Origin of the sequence: Actinomadura napierensis, from assembly GCF_039529375.1 — a bacterium.
GTDB classification, from domain to species: Bacteria; Actinomycetota; Actinomycetes; order Streptosporangiales; family Streptosporangiaceae; genus Spirillospora; species Spirillospora napierensis.
The window spans coordinates 41,498-60,048 of the sequence record NZ_BAAAMR010000066.1; the positions used below are offsets into that span (position 1 = coordinate 41,498).

Annotated in this window: 16 protein-coding genes; 5 read left to right on the plus strand and 11 right to left on the minus strand. The window is 73.8% G+C overall.

The features are described from left to right. Nucleotides 1–24: 24 nt before the first annotated feature. On the minus strand, nt 25–1,071 hold the full coding sequence (locus ABD296_RS31150; RefSeq protein ID WP_344275196.1) for a LacI family DNA-binding transcriptional regulator: 1,047 nt from the start codon (nt 1,069–1,071) through the stop codon (nt 25–27). A 265-nt stretch (nt 1,072–1,336) separates the two neighbouring features. Between ABD296_RS31150 and ABD296_RS31155 the strand changes: the two genes are divergently transcribed. Together ABD296_RS31155 and ABD296_RS31160 are read left to right on the plus strand one after the other, a co-directional pair. Beyond that, a complete protein-coding gene (locus ABD296_RS31155; RefSeq protein ID WP_344275199.1) occupies nt 1,337–2,830 on the plus strand; it encodes a cellulase family glycosylhydrolase in 1,494 nt (497 codons plus the stop codon). Nucleotides 2,831–2,890: 60 nt separating this feature from the next. Then, on the plus strand, nt 2,891–4,624 hold the full coding sequence (locus tag ABD296_RS31160) for a glycoside hydrolase family 6 protein (RefSeq protein WP_344275202.1): 1,734 nt from the start codon (nt 2,891–2,893) through the stop codon (nt 4,622–4,624). 68 nt (nt 4,625–4,692) lie between these two features. Here ABD296_RS31160 and ABD296_RS31165 read toward each other — a convergent pair whose 3' ends face one another. The 7 genes from ABD296_RS31165 to ABD296_RS31195 all read right to left on the minus strand — a co-directional run bounded on the left by ABD296_RS31165 (nt 4,693) and on the right by ABD296_RS31195 (nt 14,253). Then, entirely contained in the window at nt 4,693–6,105 is a 1,413-nt protein-coding gene (locus ABD296_RS31165) for an amidase (RefSeq protein ID WP_344275205.1), read from the minus strand. Between the two features lie 107 nt (nt 6,106–6,212). Beyond that, nucleotides 6,213–7,778 (minus strand): amidohydrolase, encoded by a 1,566-nt coding sequence (locus tag ABD296_RS31170; protein ID WP_344275208.1) that lies wholly within the window; start codon nt 7,776–7,778, stop codon nt 6,213–6,215. Further along, nucleotides 7,775–9,037: an amidohydrolase gene (locus ABD296_RS31175; protein ID WP_344275211.1), complete on the minus strand. Its 1,263-nt coding sequence runs from the start codon at nt 9,035–9,037 to the stop codon at nt 7,775–7,777. The genes ABD296_RS31170 and ABD296_RS31175 overlap by 4 nt, the downstream gene beginning before the upstream one ends. Next, entirely contained in the window at nt 9,034–9,843 is an 810-nt protein-coding gene (locus ABD296_RS31180) for an ABC transporter ATP-binding protein (RefSeq protein ID WP_344275214.1), read from the minus strand. The genes ABD296_RS31175 and ABD296_RS31180 overlap by 4 nt, the downstream gene beginning before the upstream one ends. Then, entirely contained in the window at nt 9,840–11,678 is a 1,839-nt protein-coding gene (locus ABD296_RS31185) for a dipeptide/oligopeptide/nickel ABC transporter permease/ATP-binding protein (protein ID WP_344275218.1), read from the minus strand. The genes ABD296_RS31180 and ABD296_RS31185 overlap by 4 nt, the downstream gene beginning before the upstream one ends. Further along, complete coding sequence (locus tag ABD296_RS31190) at nt 11,675–12,694, minus strand: ABC transporter permease (protein ID WP_344275221.1); 1,020 nt, start codon at nt 12,692–12,694, stop codon at nt 11,675–11,677. The genes ABD296_RS31185 and ABD296_RS31190 overlap by 4 nt, the downstream gene beginning before the upstream one ends. After that, nucleotides 12,694–14,253, minus strand: coding sequence for an ABC transporter substrate-binding protein (locus ABD296_RS31195; RefSeq protein WP_344275224.1), 1,560 nt, complete (start codon nt 14,251–14,253; stop codon nt 12,694–12,696). The genes ABD296_RS31190 and ABD296_RS31195 overlap by 1 nt, the downstream gene beginning before the upstream one ends. Before the next feature lie 126 nt (nt 14,254–14,379). On the opposite strand from ABD296_RS31195, the gene ABD296_RS31200 reads away from it, so the two are divergent. Next, a complete protein-coding gene (locus tag ABD296_RS31200; RefSeq protein WP_344275227.1) occupies nt 14,380–15,411 on the plus strand; it encodes an Lrp/AsnC family transcriptional regulator in 1,032 nt (343 codons plus the stop codon). A 5-nt stretch (nt 15,412–15,416) separates the two neighbouring features. Here the strand turns inward: ABD296_RS31200 and ABD296_RS31205 are convergent, their stop codons facing one another. Together ABD296_RS31205 and ABD296_RS31210 are read right to left on the minus strand one after the other, a co-directional pair. Next, nucleotides 15,417–16,169 carry a hypothetical protein gene (locus tag ABD296_RS31205; RefSeq protein ID WP_344275230.1) on the minus strand — a complete coding sequence of 251 codons (753 nt, stop codon included), beginning with the start codon at nt 16,167–16,169 and terminating at the stop codon, nt 15,417–15,419. Nucleotides 16,170–16,242: 73 nt separating this feature from the next. Continuing rightward, nucleotides 16,243–16,440, minus strand: coding sequence for a hypothetical protein (locus ABD296_RS31210; protein WP_344275233.1), 198 nt, complete (start codon nt 16,438–16,440; stop codon nt 16,243–16,245). A gap of 205 nt (nt 16,441–16,645) precedes the next feature. On the opposite strand from ABD296_RS31210, the gene ABD296_RS31215 reads away from it, so the two are divergent. Further along, nucleotides 16,646–17,014, plus strand: a complete 369-nt coding sequence (locus ABD296_RS31215; protein WP_344275236.1) for a PH domain-containing protein — start codon at nt 16,646–16,648, stop codon at nt 17,012–17,014. Nucleotides 17,015–17,160: 146 nt separating this feature from the next. After that, nucleotides 17,161–17,952, plus strand: coding sequence for an SAM-dependent methyltransferase (locus ABD296_RS31220; protein WP_344275239.1), 792 nt, complete (start codon nt 17,161–17,163; stop codon nt 17,950–17,952). 3 nt (nt 17,953–17,955) lie between these two features. Here ABD296_RS31220 and ABD296_RS31225 read toward each other — a convergent pair. Beyond that, the coding region (locus ABD296_RS31225) for an SMC family ATPase (protein ID WP_344275242.1) at nt 17,956–18,551 on the minus strand (596 nt) is incomplete at its 5' end.

An 18,551-nucleotide genomic window follows, 5' to 3' on the forward strand; every position in this document is an offset into this window, starting at 1 on the left:
GGCGGGTCGGGCGGGTCAGGCGGGTCAGGCGGACTCGCGGATGATGAGCCGGGTCCGCAGCACCACGCCGCGGTCGCCGGACGGCCGGCCGCCGGCGCAGGCGCGCAGCTCGCGGGCGAGCCGGGCGCCGAGGTCCTCGGCGGGCCGGCGGACGGTGGTCAGCCGGGGCCGCACCTGCCGGGCGACCGGGGCGTCGTCGAACCCGACGACCGCCACGTCGCCCGGGACGCGGAGGCCGGCCCGCCGCAGGGCGCGCAGCGCCCCGACCGCCATCAGGTCGGAGGCGGCCAGCACCGCGTCGATGCCGGGACGGCGCTCCAGCAGCCGGCCCATGGCGTGCTCGCCGGACAGCCGGCCGAAGTCGCCGTGCCCGACCAGCCCGGCCACGTCCATCCCGGCCTCCTGCGCCGCCATCCGGTAGCCCGCCAGCCGGTCCACGCCCGCGGCCATGTCGGCCGGGCCCGCGATGGTGGCGATCCGCCGGCGGCCCGAGGCCAGCAGGTGCCGGACGGCGGCGTGCGCCCCGCCCCGGTTGTCGGCGTCCACGTAGGGCAGGGCCACGTCGTCGAGCGGCCGTCCGGCCAGGACGACGGGGGCCCCGGCGGCGGCGCGCAGGACGCACGCGCGCCGGTCGGGGTGCGCGCCGACCAGCAGCACGCCCTCGACGCGGCCGCCGCGCAGGTAGTCGGCGGCGGCCTCCCACTCGCCCGGCGTGCCGGCCATCAGCACCACCAGGGGGCGGCGGCCGCCCAGCTCGCGCCGCACGCCCCACAGCAGCCCGGCGTGGAACGGGTCGGCGAAGATCCGGGCGCCCTCGTCGCACACCACCACCGCGACCGCGCCCGGGGACCGGCGGTCAGGCGGGGACGGGCGGCGCGGCACGTAGCCGAGGTGCTGCGCGGCCTCCTCGACGCGGTCGAGCGCGGCGCGGCTGACGTGGGCGGAGCCGGTCAGGGCGCGGGAGGCGGTGGCGGGCGAGACGCCGGCCAGCCGGGCCACCTGCGCCAGGGTGGGCGCGCGGCCCGGCGGTTCCTCGGCGAGCGGACCGGCGGCGGGTTCGGTGATCGTCAACGGTGCACTCCCTTCGGGTTTCCCGGCCGTGGGGGGCCGGCCGGGGAGGTGGGAGTAATGGGAGCGCTCCCAAGAATCGGGTCGGCGCGCCATTGTGTCAAGGGTCGCCTGACGCCCGGCGAACGCCGCCTTCAACCGCCGTCACGCGATTCGTGAAAACCGTGAAAGAAGGCTTTCCGGAGCGGTGCGCGGCGATCTACGGTCGCGTTCGGCCCTGGAAATGGGAGCGCTCCCATAAAGGAGATCACGTGACATCGGAGCATTCATGAGCCCGCTCTCCCCGCGCACCGCCGCCAAGGCGTCCCTCACCGGAGCGCTCTGCCTGGCGGGCGCCCTCACGGCCGGCGCCGGCGCCGACGCCGTGCTGGGCGCCCGTCCCGCCCATGCCGCCGTCGCCTGCCAGGTCGACTACGCCAAGAACGACTGGGGCACCGGCTTCACCGCGTCCCTCACCGTCACCAACGAGGGGCCGGCGCTGACCGGCTGGAAGCTCCAGTACTCCTACGCCGGCGACCAGAAGCTGAGCAGCGGCTGGAGCGGCGTGTGGTCGCAGTCCGGCAAGCAGGTCACCGTCGACCACCAGAGCTGGAACGGCTCGGTCGCGTCCGGCGGCACCTTGCAGGTCGGTGCCAACTTCACCTACAGCGGCGCCAACGCCGACCCCACCGCGTTCACCTTCAACGGCACGGCCTGCAACGGCGGCCCGCCGCCCACCAGCCCTCCCCCCACCAGTCCCCCGCCGTCCGGCCCGGCTCCGGAGCTGAAGGTCTCGGGCAACTCCTTCGTGGACGCCTCCGGCCGGACGGTCCGGCTTCGCGGGGTCAACCGGTCGGGCGGCGAGTTCGCCTGCGTGCAGGGCAACGGGATCTGGGACGGGCCGATGGACGCCGCGTCGGTCGCCGCCATCAAGGGCTGGAACGCCAACGCCGTCCGGGTCCCGCTCAACGCCGACTGCTGGCTCGGCCTGCCGGACGTCGACCCCGCCTACGGCGGCGCCGCGTACCGGAAGGCCGTTAAGGACTACGTGGGCCTGCTCGTCCAGAACGGCCTGACGCCCATCCTCGACCTGCACTGGACGAACGGGCTGTGGACCGGCAACGACAGCCACTGCCAGACCGCCGACGCCGCCTGCCAGAAGCCCATGCCGGACGCCAAGTACGCGACGGAGTTCTGGAAGCAGGTCGGCGCCGCTTACAAGGACGACACCGCCGTGGTCTTCGACCTGTTCAACGAGCCGTACCCGAACAACCTCGGCGCCATGAGCTACGACCAGTCGTGGAAGTGCTGGAAGGACGGCGGCGCGGACTGCACCGACCTGACCTACGACGCCGCCGGGATGCAGGACCTGGTGGACGCGATCCGCGGCGCGGGCGCGTCCAACGTGATCATGGCGGGCGGCAACAGCTACTCCAACGACCTCAGCCAGTGGCTCGCCTACAAGCCGGCCGACCCGGCCGGGAACCTCGCCGCGTCATGGCACTCCTACAACTTCAACTACTGCAAGGACTCGTCCTGCTGGGACCAGCAGATCGCGCCGGTCGCCGCGCAGGTCCCGCTCGTCGCCGGCGAGATCGGCGAGAACGACTGCGGCCACGGCTACATCGACACCCTCATGACCTGGCTGGACGCGCACGGGGCCTCCTACCTCGGCTGGACCTGGAACACCTGGGACTGCACCGGCGGCCCGGCGCTCATCAGCTCTTACGACGGCACCCCCACCTCCTACGGCGCCGGGTTCCGCGACCACCTGCGCTCGTGACCCGGCATCACTCCGGCACATCCCACCCCCGTCGGTCCCACTGAATCGAGGAGAACCCGGATGAGACATCCATCGGTGCGTCCCGCCGTGCGCCGCGGCCTGGCGGCCGGAGCGGCCGCCGCGTTGCTGGCCACCGGCGCGGTCGTGCTCACGCAGGCGGAGGCCGGCGCGGCCGCCGGCTGCAAGGTCGACTACGTCAAGAACGACTGGGGCGGCGGCTTCACCGCCACCGCCACGGTCACCAATCTCGGCGACGCGCTGAACGGCTGGACGCTCGAATGGGACTTCGCGGGCGACCAGAAGGTCACCAGCGGGTGGACCGGCACGTTCAGCCAGAGCGGGCAGCACGTCACGGTGAAGAACGCCTCCTGGAACGGCTCGCTGGCGACGAACGCCAGCGTGGCCCCCGGCTTCCAGGCGACCTATTCCGGGACGAACGCCGCGCCCGCGTCGTTCAAGCTGAACGGCCAGACGTGCACGGGCGGGACGTCCAGTCCGCCGCCCACCTCTCCCCCGCCGACGTCCCCGCCGCCGACCTCGCCGCCGCCCGGCACCCGGGTGGACAACCCGTTCGCCGGTGCGAAGCAGTACGTCAACCCCGAGTGGTCGGCGCTCGCGGCCGCCGAACCGGGCGGAAGCAAGATCTCCAACCAGCCGACCGCCGTGTGGCTGGACCGCATCGCGGCCATCGAGGGCGTGAACGGCGGCATGGGCCTGCGCGCCCACCTGGACCAGGCGCTCAAGGAGGGCGCCACCTCCGCGGAGTTCGTGATCTACGACCTGCCCGGCCGCGACTGCGCCGCCCTGGCCTCCAACGGCGAGCTCGGCCCGACCGACATCGACAAGTACAAGACGCAGTACATCGACCCGATCGCCGCCATCATGAGCGACGCCAAGTACGCGGGCATCCACATCGTGACGGTCGTCGAGCCGGACTCGCTGCCGAACCTCGTCACCAACGCGGGCGGGACCGCCGGGTCCACCGACGCGTGCGCGACCATGAAGGCCAACGGCAACTACGTCAACGGCGTTGCGTACGCGCTGAAGAAGCTGGGCGCCATCCCGAACGTCTACAACTACGTGGACGCCGGCCACCACGCCTGGCTGGGCTGGGACAGCAACTTCAACCCGACGGTCCAGCTGTTCGCCCAGGTCGCGGACGCGTCCGGCAGCAAGTCGAACGTGCACGGCTTCATCACCAACACCGCCAACTACTCGGCCACGCACGAGCCGTACTTCAAGGTCACCGACACGGTGAACGGCACCACCGTGCGCCAGTCGAAGTGGGTGGACTGGAACAACTACGTGGACGAGCAGTCGTACGCGCAGGCGCTGCGCACCGCCCTGGTGGGCGCCGGCTTCGACTCCCACCTGGGGATGCTGATCGACACCTCGCGCAACGGCTGGGGCGGATCCGCCCGCCCGGCCGGCCCGGGCCCGCTGACCTCGGTGGACGACTACGTCAACGGCGGCCGGATCGACCGCCGCATCCACGCCGGCAACTGGTGCAACCAGAGCGGCGCGGGCCTCGGTGAGCGTCCGGCGGCCGACCCGGCGACCGGGATCGACGCCTACGTGTGGGTCAAGCCGCCCGGCGAGTCCGACGGCGCCAGCCAGCTCGTCGACAACGACGAGGGCAAGGGCTTCGACCGCATGTGCGACCCGACGTACACCGGCAACGCCCGCAACGGCAACAACCCGACCGGCGCGCTGCCGAACGCGCCGCTGGCCGGGCACTGGTTCTCGGCCCAGTTCCAGGAACTGCTGAAGAACGCCTACCCGGCCCTCCCGTAAGGGAGCGCTCACAGAAGGGCCCGGCCGCCGCCCTCATGCGGCCGGGCTCTTCGCCGTCCTGCGGGGCCTCACCATTCCGGCGGCCGGTGGTGGTGCCACGGGGCGGCGGCCTCGACCTGGGCGCAGAGGGCGAGGAGCGCGGCCTCGCCCGCGGGCCGCCCTACCAGGCTCACGCCGACCGGCAGGCCGTCGCCCGTGCGGTGCAGCGGCAGGTTGGCGACGGGCTGGCCGGTCATGTTGTAGACGCCGGTGAACACGGTGAACGCGCGCTGCCGGCGGAGGTTGTCGAGCGGCTCGGTGTCCTTCTCGTCGAAGAACTCCACCGGCTGCGGCAGTGCCGCCAGCGTCGGGGTGAGGACGGCGTCGTAGCGGGCCGTCGCCTCGATGGACGCGCGGGCGGCGCGCTGCATGCCGCCGACCGCCGCGGCGAAGGCGGGGCCGTCGATCGGACGGCCGTACTCGCGCCAGGCGCGGGTGACCGGGCGCAGCGACTCCTCGGCGTCCGCGTCGACGCCGTGGGCGAGCGACTGGACGCCCCAGACCGTGACGAAGAAGGCGAAGACCTCGGGGTCGAAGGGCGCGGGGATGTCCTCGACCTCGTGACCGAGGCCCTCCAGGACGCGGGAGGCGTGCTCCCACGCCTCGACGCAGGCCGGGTCGACATCGACCCCGGACGCCGCGGGCTTGGCGTAGCGGCCGATGCGCAGCCGCCCGGGCTCGCGGCCGGCGTGGCCGAGGAAGGTCTCGCCGTCCGGGAGCGGCGGCGCCCAGTGCGGGTCGCCGGGCATCGGCACGGCCATCAGGTCGAGCATCGCGGCGGCGTCCCGGACGGTGCGCGCCAGCGGGCCCTGGACGCTGAGGCCGCTGACGTCGGTTCCGTCGGGGCCGGAGCTGATCCGGCCCCGGGACGTCTTGAGCCCGAAGAGGCCGCAGGAGCTCGCGGGGATCCGGATGGAGCCCCCGCCGTCGCTGCCGTGCGCGACGGGCGCGAGGCCGAGCGCCACGGCGGCGGCCGCGCCGCCGCTGGATCCGCCGGCCGCCCGCGCGCGGTCCCACGGGTTGCGCGCCGGGCCGACCAGGTCGTTGTCGGTGTAGCAGCAGAGCCCGAACTCGGGGGTGTTGGTCTTGCCGAGGCTGATCATGCCGCCGCGGCGCAGCAGCGTCACCACGTGCGCGTCCCGGTCGGGGACGTGGTCCGCGAAGGCCCGCGAGCCGTAGGTGGTGCGCACGCCCGCCGTCGGCGTCAGGTCCTTGATGGCCGTGGGCACGCCGGACAGCGGCGTGGGGTGCTCGGACCGGCCGGTCATCGCCTCGGCCTGTGCGATCGCCTGTTCTCCGGTGACGGTGACGAACGCGCCGTAGCGCTCGTTGAGCCGCTCGATGCGCGCCAGGTAATGGCGCACGAGTTCCACGGGGGCGACCTCGCCCGCCCGCACCGCGGCGGCCTGTTCGATGGCGCTGAGTTCGTGCAGTTCCGTCATCGCACCTTCCCTTGACCGGCGGCGGTTTCCGTCCGGTGACGCACCGGAACATCGCCCACATTAATACCGACCAGTCGGTATGTCATGGGCCGGAACTGCGGCCGCCGTCACGCGAGGGGGTCGCCGTGGACCTGGCGACCGGCGAGGAACGTCGCGTCCACTGTTAGCTCCTCGATCTCCTCCGGCTGGACGCGGGTCGGGTCGGCGGAGACGACGGCGAGGTCGGCGTACTTGCCCGGCGTGAGGGATCCGGTGATGTCGTCGGCGTGGAGTTGCCAGGCGGCGTCGATGGTCTGGGCGCGGAGGGCCTGCCGGACGCCGATCCGCTCGCCGATCCCGAACGCGTGGCCCCGGCGGGACATGCGGGTGGCGGCGACGGCGATGTTGTGCAGCGGGTTCGCCGGAGTGACCGGGGAGTCGTTGTGCAGCGAGACCCGCATCCCGGTGCTCAGGGCGGTGCCGATCGGCGCCCAGCGGCCCGCGACGTCCGGGCCGAACAGCTCGTTCAGCACCTCGCCCCAGTAGTAGATGTGGTCGGGGAACAGGCTGCAGGTGATGCCGAGCGCGTGCGCGCGCTCGAACTGCTCGGGACGCATGGAGCTGGCGTGCTCGATGCGCAGGCGCCGGTCGTCCGGACGGCCGCCGAGCATCCGCTCCCAGACGTCCAGGACCTGCTGGACGGCGTCGTCGCCGTTGGCGTGGCAGGCCAGCTGCCAGCCCTTGGCGTAATAGGCCCGGGATATTTCCAGCAGCTCGGCGTCGCTGTAATTGGGGGCGTGGCGCTCGCCGGTCGCCAGGTAGGGGAACGACGCGGCGAGATTGCCGGTCCACGGTGAGCCGTCCGCCCAGGTCTTGATGCCGATCTGGCGGATCATGTCGTCGCCGGCGCCGGGCGCGGCGTCGCTTTCCAAAGCGGGCGTCGACACTTCGTAGAGGCGCAGGCGGGTGGTGAGCGGGACTTTCTCCAGCAGCGGCCGGACGCCGGGATCGAAGGCCATTTCGCTCATCATCGTCACGCCGCGCGCGTTCACCCGGGCGCTCTGCGCCAGCAGCGATGGGGTGATGTCGGTGACGCCTTCGCGGAGATATCCGGTGACCATGGATATCGCGGCGGGCTCGTAGGCGGCGCCGGCCAGTTCCCCGGCGACGTTGCGGCTGAAACGCCCGCCGGGCGGGTCCGGTGTGGTGAGGCTGAGACCGGCCTGGCGCATGGCCACGGAGTTGAAGAACACCGCGTGGCCGGAATTGTGCATGACGATCAGCGGCGAGGCGGGGGCCAGGCCGTCGAGCCAGGAAAGGGTCGGCTCCGGCAGCCCCTTCTGCAGGAGCGGCTCCCAGCCGTTGCAGACCGTCACCGGACGGGTGGCGACGGCCTCCCGGATGGCGGCCAGGACCTCGTCCGCGGTGGGCAGGACGACCGGGCGGATGTCGACCAGGGCGGGGCTCTGCACGGTCGCGTCGCCCAGGAAATGGCCGTGGGCCTCGACGAATCCCGGCAGGATGCACCCGTCCACGTCGATGACGCGGGTGGCGGGGCCGCGCAGGCCGTCCAGCTCGTCCAGGTCGTCGCCGACGGCGAGGACGTGTTCCCCGCGCACCGCCAGGGCACCGGCGAAGGGCCGGGCGTCGTCCATGGTGATGATCCGGCCCCGCAGGATGAGGTCGGCCGTCATGACAGGTACGCCAGGGCCGCGCCGGTCAGGGCGGTCGTGCCCGCCTGGATGGACGCCTCCGGGTCGGGCGCGAACTGCGAGCTGTGATTGCCCGGGATCACCGCCAGCTTCTCCTCCGGGCTCTCCCCCGGCGCGTCCGCCCAGGCCTGCAGCGGGGTGCCGCCGAAGAACCAGAAGTCGGACGGGACGGCGGCGCCGCCGTTGTGCTCGGCGAAGCCGAAGACCGAGAAGTCCTCGCTGCCCATGAGCGGGCCGTGCTCGATCACGGCCTCCACGCCGAACAGCTCGGTGTGGACGGCGGAGACGCGGGCGTCGGCGGCGGCGTCGTTCACGGTCAGCGGGAAGTCGCCGGAGACGGTCAGCTCGGGCGGCCGGGGGCAGCCGGACGCCGCGCACTCGGCCTCGGCGATCCGGCGGATCGCGGCGAGGACCTGGTCGCGGACCCGCGCGGACTGGCTGCGGAAGTTCAGCGCCACGTGCGCCTCGTCCGGGATCACGTTGGCCTTGGTGCCCGCGTGCACCATGCCGGTGGTGACGACGACCGGCTCGCGCGGCGACATCTCCCGCGACACGATCGTCTGCAGCCGGGTGACCAGGTGCGCGGCGGTGACGACCGGGTCGACGCACGTCTCCGGGGACGAGCCGTGCCCGCCGCGCCCGAAGATCCGCACGTCCACCGTCGTCGCCGCGGACATGATGAGGCCGGGCCGGTGCACGATCGCGCCCGCCGGGAACGAGCCGACGTGCTGGCCGAGGACCGCGTCCGGGCGCGGCAGCCCCCGCCACGCCGCGTCCCGGACCATCGCCAGCGCGCCCTCGCCGAGCTCCTCGGCCGGCTGCGCGACGGCCAGCAGCGTCCCCGACCAGAGCGCCGTCCGCCGGGCGAGGGCCTCGGCGGTGCCGATCAGGCAGGTGACGTGCATGTCGTGCCCGCAGGCGTGCATGACGCCGGGGACGGCGCTGGCGTAGGGAAGGCCCGTCCGCTCGGTGACGGGAAGCGCGTCCATGTCGGCGCGGACCAGCACGACCGGTCCGTCCCCGTTGCGCAGGACGCCGGTCACGCCCGTACCGCCGACGCCCTCGGTGACCTTGTACCCGGCGGCGTGCAGGCGGGCCGCGGCGATCCCGGCGGTGCGGTGCTCCTGCCAGGACAACTCGGGCTGGGCGTGCAGGTCGCGGTACAGCTCCCCGAGGCCGGCGGCGTGCTCGCCGAGGTCGCTGAGGGTGTCGCGGGTCTGCTCCGCGGCGCGGCTGGTCACCGGGTCTCCTTCGGCGGCAGGGACGGCGCGCTCGCGAGCAGCCGTCGGGTGTAGGGGTGGGACGGGGCGGCGTAGATGTCGCCCCGCTCGACGATCGCGCCGCGGTGCATGACGGCGACGGAGTCGCTGACGTGCCGGACGACGGCGAGGTCGTGGGAGATGAACAGCATCGTCAGCCGCAGCTCGCCGCGCAGCCGGGCGAGCAGGTTGAGCACCTCGGCCTGGACGGAGCAGTCCAGCGCGGAGGTGATCTCGTCGGCGACGACGACCTCGGGCCGGGCGACGAGCGCGCGGGCGATCGCGATCCGCTGCCGCTGGCCGCCGGAGAACTCGTGCGGGTAGCGGCGTGCGGCGTCGGGTTCGAGCGCGACCATCTCCAGCCCGCCGGCGATCTGGTCGGCGTGCGCGCGGGGGTCGGCGCGGCGCGGGTCGATCGCCTCGGCGAGGGCGCGGCCGATCCGCATCCGCGGGTCGAGCGAGGAGTTCGGGTCCTGCGAGATCAGCTGGATGCGGCGGCGGGCCGCGGTAAGCCGGGCGCCGCGCAGCCCGGACACCTCCGCGCCGTTCAGCAGGATGCGGCCGGACCGGGGGCGGACGAGCCCGACCATGGCCTTGGCCAGCGTCGACTTCCCCGATCCCGACTCGCCGACGAGCCCGACCGTGGTGCCCTCCGGCACCTCCAGGCCGACGTCGTCGAGGACGGTGTGGGCGCGGCGCCCGTGTCCGAACACGACGGTGACGTGCTCGGCGGCGAGCTTCGCGGCGGCCGGTCCGGCGGCGGGGGCCTTCTCCATGGGGAGGGTCATGAGGCGGTCTCCGATGCGTGCTGGTCGAGGGCGTGGCAGGCGGCCCGGTGGCCGCTGCCGACGGGGATCGCGGCGGGCAGCGCCTCGGCGCATTTCGGCATGACGAGCGCGCAACGGGACGCGAAGGCGCATCCGGCGGGACGGTCGGCGGGCGCGGGCGGGCGGCCGGGAATCGTGGTCAGCGTTTCCTCGCCGGCCGCGTCCACGCGGGGCGTGGCGTCCAGCAGCGCGCGGGTGTAGGGGTGGCGGGCACGTCCGGCGGCGAGATCCGCCACGGGCAGCTCCTCCACGATGCGTCCCGCGTACATCACCAGGACCCGGTGGCACAGGGACGCGATGACGCCGATGTCGTGCGAGATGAACAGCATCGCGGTGCCGTCGCGGCGGTTGGCCTCGCGCAGCAGGTCGAGGATCTCGGCCTGGACGGTGACGTCGAGCGCGGTGGTCGGCTCGTCGGCGACGAGCAGCCGCGGTCCGGTGAGCAGCGCGGACGCGATCATGGCGCGCTGGCGCATCCCGCCGGACAGCTCGTGCGGGTGCTGGCGCAGCCGCGCCGCCGGCCGGGTGATCCGGACCGACTCCAGCGCCTCGGCGGCCCGCGCGCGGGCCGCTTTCCGGTCGAGCCCGCGGTGCCGGCGCAGCACCTCGGTGAGCTGGCCGCCGATGCGCAGCGCCGGGTTGAACGACGCGGCCGGGTCCTGGTAGACGACGCCGATCTCGGTGGCGAGCCGGTCGGGCGAGGCGCCGGCGAGGAGGTCCAGGTCGTCCAGCCGCAGGGCGCGGGCGTCGGCGGTGACGGTGTCGGGCAGCAGCCGGGCGACGGCCATCGCGGTGAGGCTCTTGCCCGACCCCGACTCGCCGACGACCCCGACGATCTCGCCGGGCCGGACGGTGAACGACACCCCGTCCACGAGGTCGACGCCCCCGGACGAGACGCGCAGGCCGTCCACGGTCAGCAGCGCCCCGTCGTCGTGAACCGGCGCCATCGAAGCGGCCGGAGAAGACGCCTTCTTCAGCCGACCGGAGATCCCCATCCTGTGCGGGTCGGCGCCCGCCGCGAGCCCGTCGCCGACGAAGCTCGCCAGCACGCCGGTCAGCGTGATCGCGACCGCCGGGCCGAGGGCCTCCGCCGGGTTGGTGTAGAGCGCGTCCAGGCCGGTGTTGAGCAGCGCGCCCCAGTCGTAGGACGGCGCCTGCACGCCGAGCCCGATGAACGACAGGCCCGACAGCGCCGTCAGCGTGCCCGCGAACGCGACCGACAGCAGCACCAGCAGCGGCTCGGCGATGTTCGGCAGCAGGTGCCGGAGGAGGATCCGGTGCGGCGGGACGCCGAGCAGCCGCGCGGCGGCGACGAAGTCGCGGCCGGCGACGGACGCGGCGAGGTTGGCGGTGAGCCGCGCGAACGCCGGGCTCCACGCGACGCCGATCGCGACGACGGCCGCGACGGTCCCCGCGCCGAGGATCGCCGCGACCGCCAGCGCGAGGATGACGGCCGGGTAGGACACCATCACGTCGATGAGCCGCAGCCCGACCTCCCGCACGCGCCGGCCCGCCACCCAGACGGCGGTGCCGAGCAGGATCCCGATCGTCCCGGCGATCGCGGTGGCGACGAGGGTCATGACGAGGGTGAGGCGGGTGGCGACGAGCGTGCGGGCCAGCACGTCGCGGCCGAGCGCGTCGGTGCCGAGCCAGTGGTCGCCGGACGCGCCCTCGCGGGCGGCGCCGGACAGGTGCGCCGCGTCCCCGCCCCAGATCATCGGGGCGGCCACGGCGAGGACGGCGATCAGGCCGAGCCCGGCCAGCCCGGCGGCGAGGCCCCGGGACGAGCGGATCACGAGGTGCTCCTTGCGGTGAGCGTGCGCGGGTCGAGCAGGCCGAGCAGCACGTCGATGAGCAGGTTGAGCAGGGCGGCGAGGATGCCGAGCACCAGCACGGTGCCCTGGATGACCGGATAGTCGCGGTTGATGATCGCCTGCACGACCCGACCGCCGAGGCCGGGCCAGGCGAACACGCTCTCCACGATGATCGTGCCGCCGAGCATCGCGGTCAGCATCAGCCCGCCCATGGTGAGGGTGCCGGTCAGCAGGTTCGGCAGAGCGTGCCGCGCGTACAGGGCGAGCGGCGGCAGGCGGCGGCCGCGCGCGGTGCGCATGTAGTCCTGGTTCAGCACCACCGCGGCCTCCCGCCGGACGATCCTGGCCAGCACGCACGTCGACGGCAGCGCCACCGCCACGACCGGCAGGACCAGCGCCGACAGGCCGGCCGCGCCGGCCGCCGGCAGCATCCGCAGCGAGATCGCGAAGACCAGGACCAGCAGCGTGCCGAGGACGTACTCGGGGGTGGCGCCGACCAGGCCGGTGAGGAAGGTGAACGCCGCGTCCAGCCGCCGGCGCCGCCCGCCGCGGGTCGCGACGGCGACGCCCATCCCGAGCGGGACGGCGACGGCCAGCACGAGCAGGATCGCCAGGAACGCCAGCTCGGCGGTGAACGGCAGCCGCCCGCCGATCACGTTCGCGACCGGTTCGCGGGTCTGGAAGGACGTGCCGAGGTCGCCGTGCAGGAGGCCGGAGACGTACGAGCCGAACTGCGCGGGCAGGGAGCGGTCCAGCCCGAGCTCGTGCCGGAACCGCGCCACCTGCGCGCCGGTCGCGTCCGTCCCGGCCAGCGCCCGCGCGGGGTCGCCCGGGATCAGCTGCACCATCAGGAACGTGACGACGACGAGGGTGACGAGCACCCCGGCCAGCCCGGCCAGGCGGCGCGCCAGGAACCCGATCCACGGGTTCCGGACGCGCCCGCCCGCCTTGCCCGGCGGCGGAGCCGGAGCCGGGGCCTCCTGCACGGCGGCCGTCATCAGCCCTGCACCCGGAACGAGGTCGGGTCGACCGCGCCGCCGGTGACGACGGCGTCGGCGTTCTTGCCGAGCACGAACGCGACGGGCACGGTGGACAGCGGCACCACGTCGTCGCGTTCCAGCAGCGCCTTCTGGGCCGCGCCCCACGCCGCGCACTTTCCGGCCTGGTCCGTGGTGGCCATGGCCTTGGCGAACCCGGCGTCGAACCCGGCGTTCCGAATGCCGCCGAAGTTGCGGCCCTCGGGCGGGTTCGGGCCGGTGAGCAGGATCGCGCCCGCGGTGAGCGTCCCGGAGAAGTTCAGGTGCGCCATCACCGTGACGTCCCAGTCGCCCTTGTTGGCCAGGACGTCGGACGCCCAGGTGGCGTTGTCGACGTTGCGCAGGGCGACCTTGGCGCCGAGGGCGCGCAGGGCCTCCTGCACGTAGGTGTTGCCGGACCCGCCGGCGACGCTGTTCGTCCCGTTGAGCTTGAGGGAGACGCCGTTCAGCGCCTTCTTCGCCGCCGCCGGGTCGGTCCTGGTGACGATCGAGCCGTCGGTGTTCGCGCACTGGCTGGTGCTGTCGCTCCAGCTCTTCATCACCTCGCCCTTGCCGCCGTAGACCTTGTTGAAGGCGGCGGGGTCGAGCGCCTGCGCGACGGCCTTGCGGAACTCCGGGTCGGCGCCGGGGTGGCCCTTGCGCTCGTTGAACACGACGAACATCCGCAGCAGCGGCTGGACGTGGAGGTGGTAGCCGCCGCCGGCGAAGCGGGCCGCGTCGGGGCCGGTGAACGCCGCGTAGTCCAGCTCGCCGGTGCTGAGCTGGTTGGCCGCGGTGCTCTCGTTCGACACGACCGACAGCCGCACCGTGGGCGGGCGCTCGCCGGCGGGCACCTTCGCCTGCTCGTAGGCGGGGAAGGCGTTGTAGCCGTCGCGGAGCTTGAAGGTGTACTGCCGGCCGCGCTGCGCGTCCGTCAACGTGTACGGACCGGTGCCCGCGCCCGGGACGGGTCCCTGGTTGAGGGCCTTGGGGTCCTTGAGGCCGGGCGGGCAGACGATGCCGGCGTTGGTCATCGCCATGGCGGGCACCAGGTCCGACCACGGCTTCGCGAGCTTGACGGTGACCGTGCGGGCCGCGTCGTCGGACGCCACGGTGACCTTGGCGCCGGGGCCGAACGCCAGCCCGGTCCCGGCGGCGCCGGTCTTCGGGTCGGCCCACCGGCGGAGCGACGCGGCGACGTCGCCGGCGGTCAGCGGCTTGCCGTCCGAGCAGGTCAGGCCGCCGCGGAGGGTGAAGGTGGCCGAGTCCGGCTCGGCAGTCCACTTCTCCGCCAGGCCTGGGACGACCGACTGGTCGGCGTCCCGGTAGACCAGGGTGCCGAACTGCATCCGGGCCAGGGAGTAGTCGGTGGCGGCGGTGCCGAGCGCCGGGTCGAAGGTGTTGGCGTCGGACGTCACGGCGTACCGGAACGGGCCGCCGCCACCGCCCGCGGACGGTTCCGACGAGGTGGTGCAGCCGGAGGCGATGAGCGCCGCCGCGGCCGCCAGCACGGCGGGAACGGCGGAGCGGGTTCGAACCATGGACTTCTCCCGGGGGCGAGGAACGAAGGTGGGAGCGACGCAGACCAGGATCGGGGTGGCCGCGAATTATCGAGTAGATTGCACGAATGCTCGGTGAACTCCCCCGGACGCGCACGAATCCGTCGCATGGATGAGCTCGACCTCGCGCTGGTGAACGCGCTGCAGCACGACCCGCGCGCGCCCTGGGCGCGGCTCGCCCGCCCGCTCGGCGTCGACGCCGCCACGCTGTCGCGCCGGTGGGCGCGGCTCAGCGCGTCCGGCGAGGCGTGGGTGACCTCCTCGGCCGGGCCGTCGCAGCTGGACTACGGCGCGTTCGCGCTGGTGGAGGTCGGCTGCCTGCCCGGCGCGAACGAGCGCATCGCCGCGGAGGTCGCCACCGACCCCTGCGCGGGCAGCGTGGAGCACACCACCGGCAACCGCGACCTGCTGCTGACCGTCAGCGCCATGAGCGTGGCGGCCGTCAGCGAGTACGTGCTGGACCGGCTCGGCCGCATCGACGGCGTGACCTTCACCCGCACGCATCTGAGCCACCGGCTGCACCGCGAGGCCAGCCGGTGGCGGCTGGACTCCCTCAGCCAGGACCAGCGCCGGGACCTGGAGCGCGGCGCGGCGGCCGGCGGCGGGCACGAGCCGGGGCCGCTGCGCGACGACGAGGTGGCGGTGCTGCTCGCGCTCGCCCCGGACGGCCGCCGCTCGCACGCCGCGCTCGCCGCCGGGCTCGGCCTGCCGGAGGCGCGGGTGCGGCGCGCGCTCACCGGCATGCTGTCCACCGGGCGGGCGGTGCTGCGCTGCGAGGCCGCGCACTGGCTGGCCGGCTGGCGGGTGACCGGGATGCTGTGGCTGAACGTCCCGCCGCCGCGGCTGCGGGCCGTCGCCGACGCGATCGCGACGATGCGCGAGGCCCGCATGGTCTGCTCGGTCGTCGGGAGCGCGAACCTCATGGTCAACGTCTGGGTGCACGGCATGCGCGAGCTGGCGGCGTTCCAGGCCCGGCTCGCCTCGCTGTATCCGGAGATCCAGATCGTGGAGCAGTCGGTGACGCTGAAATGGGTCAAGCGGGTGGGCCGGCTGCTGGACGGCAAGGGCCGCAGCATCGGCTGCATCCCCCTGGACCCGCGGAAGACCTCGCCCGCCGTCCTGGGCCGGCCGCCCGGCTAGCGGCCTCAGTCCCGGCTGGAGGGGCGGCCCGCGACGAAGTCGCCCACCGCGCCGGCGAGCCGCTCCACGGGACGCCGGTACCGGCGTTCACGCGCCAGCGCCCGCCGCTCCTTGCGCGAGCCCGGCCGGTAGCGGCGCCGCGCCCACGGCGACCCGGGCCGGGCCAGCCGGACCGCGCCGACCAGCGCCACGATCCCGATGAACAGCCCGATCAGCCCCGTCCACGTCTTCCCCTTGAGCAGCGCGACGACCGCGAGGCCGAGGTCGAACACCAGGACCCCGGCGATGTTCCACCCGCCCTCGGCCTGGCCCCGGTGGCCGAGTTCGTCCGCGCCCAGCGGGCGCAGCCCGAGCAGCAGCAGCCCGCACAGCGCGACCGTCACGAACACGACCTCGACCGACAGCCGTCCCTGCTCGGTCCAGTAGACGTCCTTCAGGTGCAGGACGAGCGCGAACTCGTCCAGGACGAGGGCGGTGCCCGCGCCGAAGACCGCCGCGGCCGCCGCCGCCCATCCCGAGGAGTCGTCGGTCACCGCGAGCCCGCCGACCCCGCCCACGCACATGAACACGAGCCCGAACACCACGTGGTGCACATGGTGCCCGCCGGGCGTGACGTTGCCCGGCCACCACCGCACCTGCTTCCGGATCATCCGGACGCTGAACCGGATGAACAGGAACGCCGCGATGAACGCCACGAAGAAGCAGAACAGCCGGAGCCGCCCCGTTTCGGCGATCTCCCGGGAGAACCACGCGCCCATGCCGGGCACCTTCCCCGTCCCGCGCAAAGCCAGGGCAGGCCCCAGGTGAACGCGCGGTCGCGGAGGCGGCCGGCTACTTGCTCGGCTCCGGCGTCTTGCAGTGCACCTTCGGGTTCGCGCCCACGTAGTTGAGCGGGCCCGCCACGATCGTGACCACGATGGTGCCGACCTTGGCGCAGCTGGCCTTCCGGTCGTCGTAGTAGTGCCGCTGGCCGGCGGCGATGGCACCGATGACCAGCCAGATCAGGACGATGGCCGTTCCGACGCGCACTGCAGCCTCCGGGGGACGTGGCCGCCGCGTGCTCCTGGTCGGCTCATGATCGGCGGCCGGGGGGTGTCGTGTGTGTGCCCACCGGGGGCCGGACCTAACGCGCCCGGCCGAAATGTGCCGCCGGAGCGAAGCCGTCCGGCGGGAACGGACGGCGGTCTACGCTCGTCGAAACGGGTCGGACCACCCACGAGCACGGAGGACGGACATGGGCGACGAGGTCGAGCACGACAGGTCGAGCCAGCTCAAGCAGATCGAGAGCGGGCTGCTGCCCGGCGAGCAGGTCATCGCGGTCTACGACGCGACCGGCACCGGCACCGGGTTCGTCGGGCTCACCGACCGCCGGGTGATCATCCAGGACAAGAGCTTCGCGGGCAAGAAGTACGCGATCACCAGCATCCCCTACTCCAAGATCACCTCGGTCAGCGTGGTCAGCAACAAGTCGTGGGCCGGGCCCTACTTCTCCTCCGGCACGATCGCGATCAACGTCGGCACGATCGGCTACGAGGTCGAGTTCCGCGGGGCCGACAAGAGCCACCACGTGCACAACGTGATCCTGGACTTCATCTCGCGCTGAGCACGGCCCGGGCCGGGGCCGGGCGGCGGCCTTCCGAAATCGCCTCCGATGGTGGCTTTCCGCGACGCGGGACCTGCGGACGGTGATCGCGATCCATTAGGCTGGAACCTCCTCGACCCACCCCCGCTCCCAGTCGAGGGGACACGATGACAGACCGCCAACCGCCCCGGCCCGGCCTCAGCGGCCCGGCCCTCAACCGCATCTACGACTACTCGCTCGGCGGCAAGGACAACTACTGCGCCGACCGCGAGGTCGCCATCGAGGCGTTCGGCTCCTTCCGGGCCGCCCGGCTGCTGCCCCGCGAGAACCGCAAGTTCCTGCGCCGCGCCGTCCGCCACATGCTGGACGAGGGCGTCCGGCAGTTCCTCGACGTGGGCTGCGGCCTGCCCGGCAAGGGCAACGTGCACGAGGTCGTGCACGCCCGCGATGCCGAGGGCCGGGTCGTCTACGTCGACAACGACCGCGTCGCCGTCGTGCACTACCAGGCGCTGCTGCACGCGGTGCCGAACGCGACGGCGGTGTACGGCGACGTCCGCAAGCCCCACGCGGTCCTGGCCGACCCGGAGGTCACCGCGCTCGTCGACCTGCGCCGCCCGGTCGGCGTGCTGATGACCGCGGTGCTCGACGCGATCCGCGACGAGGAGGACCCGGACGGCATCGTCCGCGCCTTCACCGACGCGATGGCGCCGGGCTCCCACCTGGCGATCTGCGACTTCACCGACGAGGCGATGACGCCCGCCGAGCGCGTCTGCCAGGACCGGATCATCACCGAGGCCGGGCTGGTGTTCACCTCCCGCACGCGGTCCCGGATCGCCGGGTTCTTCGACGGCCTGGAGCTGGCCGAGCCCGGGCTGGTGCCGGCGCCCGAGTGGCGGCCGGACCGCCCGCACGAGCCCGCGACGGGCTGGCTGCTGGCGGGCGTCGCCCGCAAACGCTGACGGTCAGACGCTGACGCGGGCCGTGGACCCGGTGCGCTCCTTGGTGACGCGGAGCTGCGCCGGGATACGGCCGCGCAGCTCCACGACGTGGCTGACGATGCCGACCGCGCGGCCGCCGTCGCGCAGGCCGTCCAGCACGTCCATCACCTCGTCGAGGGTGTCCTCGTCGAGGGTGCCGAAGCCCTCGTCGACGAACAGCGTGCCGATCTCCGCGCCGCCCGCCTCCGCGGTGACGACGTCGGCGAGGCCGAGCGCCAGCGACAGCGAGGTGATGAACGACTCGCCGCCCGACAGCGTCACCGGGTCGCGTTCCAGTCCGGTCCAGGCGTCGGCGACGCGCAGCCCGAGCCCGCCCGCGCCGTGGCTGCGGTCGCCCGCCGCCTTGTCGGTGGTGTGCACGAGCGCGTACCGGCCGCCGGACATCCGGCCGAGCCGCTCGTTCGCGGCGGCCACGACCTGCTCCAGGCGGGCGGCCAGCACGTACGCCGACAGCGACATCGAGCGCCGGTTCGCGGCGTGCTTGCCCACCGGCAGCCCGGCGAGCCGCTCGGCGACCCGGTCGAGATCCGCCGCCGCGCGCCACGCGCGGACGGCGGCGC

Excerpts from the sequence above, each read along its gene's own strand:
- ABD296_RS31155 (WP_344275199.1), top strand. The coding sequence starts at position 1,337 with ATGAGCCCGCTCTCCCCGCGCACCGCCGCCAAGGCGTCCCTCACCGGA.
- ABD296_RS31160 (WP_344275202.1), top strand. The coding sequence starts at position 2,891 with ATGAGACATCCATCGGTGCGTCCCGCCGTGCGCCGCGGCCTGGCGGCC.
- ABD296_RS31165 (WP_344275205.1), bottom strand. The coding sequence starts at position 6,105 with ATGACGGAACTGCACGAACTCAGCGCCATCGAACAGGCCGCCGCGGTG.
- ABD296_RS31170 (WP_344275208.1), bottom strand. The coding sequence starts at position 7,778 with ATGACGGCCGACCTCATCCTGCGGGGCCGGATCATCACCATGGACGAC.
- ABD296_RS31180 (WP_344275214.1), bottom strand. The coding sequence starts at position 9,843 with ATGACCCTCCCCATGGAGAAGGCCCCCGCCGCCGGACCGGCCGCCGCG.
- ABD296_RS31190 (WP_344275221.1), bottom strand. The coding sequence starts at position 12,694 with ATGACGGCCGCCGTGCAGGAGGCCCCGGCTCCGGCTCCGCCGCCGGGC.
- ABD296_RS31195 (WP_344275224.1), bottom strand. The coding sequence starts at position 14,253 with ATGGTTCGAACCCGCTCCGCCGTTCCCGCCGTGCTGGCGGCCGCGGCG.
- ABD296_RS31200 (WP_344275227.1), top strand. The coding sequence starts at position 14,380 with ATGGATGAGCTCGACCTCGCGCTGGTGAACGCGCTGCAGCACGACCCG.
- ABD296_RS31205 (WP_344275230.1), bottom strand. The coding sequence starts at position 16,169 with ATGGGCGCGTGGTTCTCCCGGGAGATCGCCGAAACGGGGCGGCTCCGG.
- ABD296_RS31215 (WP_344275236.1), top strand. The coding sequence starts at position 16,646 with ATGGGCGACGAGGTCGAGCACGACAGGTCGAGCCAGCTCAAGCAGATC.
- ABD296_RS31220 (WP_344275239.1), top strand. The coding sequence starts at position 17,161 with ATGACAGACCGCCAACCGCCCCGGCCCGGCCTCAGCGGCCCGGCCCTC.